Raw genomic sequence first — 2488 nt, 5'->3', positions numbered from 1 at the left:
CGCGCATGTGGCCGAGGCGACCAAACTCGCCAAGTTGATCGAGCGGTTCCGGGCCGAGCCTGACGCGTGGTGGGATGATGTGCTGATCGCGCAGATGATTGGCCTTGCCAAGAAAACCGGCGACGTGACGCGCCAGCCGGTCGTGCTCGGCTCGACCAGTTTCGAAACGCCGGATTTCTGGACGGCGCATTTCGGTGGCGTCTATCTGTTCCGCTCGGTTGCCCATCCGGCGCTGATTTCGGTCGGGCCACGCGCGGCCTTCGGCCCGCTGCCGATTGCGCGGGTGTTTGACCTCTCGCAACGCAACGAGGTGGCGAAGTTTCTGGACCTGAACAGTCTGGTAGAGCCGATCGTGCGCGCGCGCGGCACCGATGCGGGGGCCATTCTGCGCCAGAAGATGGATTTCATTCTGGTCGAGGCGGCAACGCATCTGGGCCTTGATACCGGTGCCGGCACCACGCGCGCGGCCCTTCGGGCGGTGGCGCAGACGCTGGGCAGCAAGCTGCCGGAAGAGTTTCAGGGCCTTGCCGCGCTTTTGCGCTGGGTCGAGGCGGGTGGGCCATGGCCGCGGATGGATAGCCGCCATCCGGCCTATTTTTACACGCTGCGCGCCGCACAGGGGCCAAACCGCGATCTGGTCAACATGCTTCTGGCCGAACTGGCACCGCTTGATGTGCGCCAGCTTTTCATTTGCCACAAGGAACTGTTCTACCGCCTCTATGCGGCTTGGCCCGAGGCTAAGCGCGCCTATGTGGCCGATTTTCTTGCGCGCGAATATCAGATAGACAAGGCAGGCGCGCGCGCGCAACTGTTTGGCCCCGAGCCTGACATGACCGATGCCGCATCCGCGCGCCCCGGTACGGCTGATGTGGTGGTACGTGTCGGGCCCTGGGGGGCGGTACGAAGGGGGTAAGAATGATCGGTTTTCTGCGGGTGGCATTCTTCGCGCTGATCGGCCTGACCGCGATCTACTGGCTGGTTGCGATCTACGCGCGCTCGACCGAACGCGAACGGCTGGAAAAGCACTGGGACAAGAAGCGCCCAGAGGCCGCGCCCGACCGCGAAGCCTATATCGAAGCGGGCATGGCGGAATATGAAAAGAGCCTGCGGCGCAAGCTGATCTGGCTCGTTTATGTGGTTCCGATGGCGGTGGTTGCGGTCATCATCTACATCGTGAACGTGCAATAGGAGGCGGCCCATGTGGCGCTACATCAAATGGGGTTTTCGCATCACGGTTCTGCTAGTGGTCGGGCTTTTCCTGCACTACACGCTGCCGCAGCACGATATTGTGCGGGTCGTGAATACCTATCAGGAACGGCAAGATCTGGGCGATTGGACACGGATTTTCTGGTCCACGCCTGACGATCAGGCCAGCGGCCTGATGAACCGAGATGTGCAGTTCATCCAAGCCATCGGGGCCGACGGCAAACCGATGGTCTACCGGAACGAAGACACCGGATGGAACTGGCCGCCCTATTTCAAGTTCGACACGGCAAACCTGCAAACCGAAGCAGATGATCTGAAATCGACTGCCGAAGCGCCGCGCTGGGCGATGGTGACCCACTATGGCTGGCGCAATCTGTATTTTTCAACTTTTCCGAATGCGATTTCGATACGCCCGGTGGACGGGCCAGATGTTACTGTAATACCTTGGTTCAACATCATTTTCTTCGTTATTCTGGCGATCGTCTTGCTGGTGCTGCGACGGATGTGGTTGCAATTCCGCGAACGCATGATTGACCCGGTCGCGCAAGATGTGGCCGAGGCATGGGATGGCGTTGAAGACCGCGGCGAGGCTGCAGCGCAAAGGGCGCGCGGCTTCTGGGGGCGCATCAAGGCTTGGTTTGGCACCTTCAAAGGCCGCCCGCGCCGCTAGAAAGCGGCGCGGCAAGCTGCCGCCGATCTGGCAAAAAGCAGCAAGGTCGGTGGCTTTTGCGATGCTCGGCGTTGAAGCAGCAACAGCAAGCAGCTAGCCTTGCGCGATAATCGCCTGCCAGTGTCCCGCGAACAGGAAAGTTCCCCGCCCATGTCTTCGGATGCCCAAGCCCACGCTTTTCCGCGCAACCCCGGTGTGCCGCTGGCCCCCGACTGGTTCGAGAAAGTGGCGGTCAACACCCCCGCCGCCGTGCGCCGCAGCGAAAGCCTTGGCGGGCGGCGCAGCCTGAAGAAAGAATGGCAGGCCGCGTGGCTTGTGAATGCGATCCGCTGCATGGACCTTACCACCCTCGCGGGGGATGATACGCCCGATCGGGTCGCGCGGCTTTGCGCCAAGGCGCGCCGCCCTCTGGCCGACCATGTCCTCGCAGGGTTGGGGCTAGAGGCGGTGCAGACCGGCGCGGTTTGCGTGTACCCCACCATGGTCGCCCCGGCAGTGCGCGCGCTGGCGGGTTCGGGCATCCCTGTCGCCTCCGTCGCGACAGGTTTTCCGGCAGGGCTCATGCCGCTGAAGCTGCGGCTTGCCGAAATCCGTTACGCGGTGGACGAAGGT

General features: G+C 62.5%; 3 protein-coding genes and 1 pseudogene. All 4 read left to right on the top strand.

From position 1 onward, the window contains the following. Nucleotides 1-913 (top strand): DUF6638 family protein (locus ABY403_RS15670; RefSeq protein WP_372841749.1); only part of this gene is annotated, 913 nt, incomplete at its 5' end. A gap of 2 nt (nt 914-915) precedes the next feature. After that, nucleotides 916-1188: a hypothetical protein gene (locus ABY403_RS15665; protein WP_372841748.1), complete on the top strand. Its 273-nt coding sequence runs from the start codon at nt 916-918 to the stop codon at nt 1186-1188. A 10-nt stretch (nt 1189-1198) separates the two neighbouring features. Then, nucleotides 1199-1876 carry a DUF1523 family protein gene (locus ABY403_RS15660; protein WP_372841747.1) on the top strand — a complete coding sequence of 226 codons (678 nt, stop codon included), beginning with the start codon at nt 1199-1201 and terminating at the stop codon, nt 1874-1876. 150 nt (nt 1877-2026) lie between these two features. Next, nucleotides 2027-2488: pseudogene (locus ABY403_RS15655) on the top strand (deoxyribose-phosphate aldolase); the annotation flags it as partial.

Origin of the sequence: Phaeovulum sp., assembly GCF_041596715.1 — a bacterium.
In the GTDB taxonomy this organism is placed as follows: Bacteria; Pseudomonadota; Alphaproteobacteria; order Rhodobacterales; family Rhodobacteraceae; genus UBA6213.
This window is presented reverse-complemented; position numbering and strand designations above follow the sequence as displayed.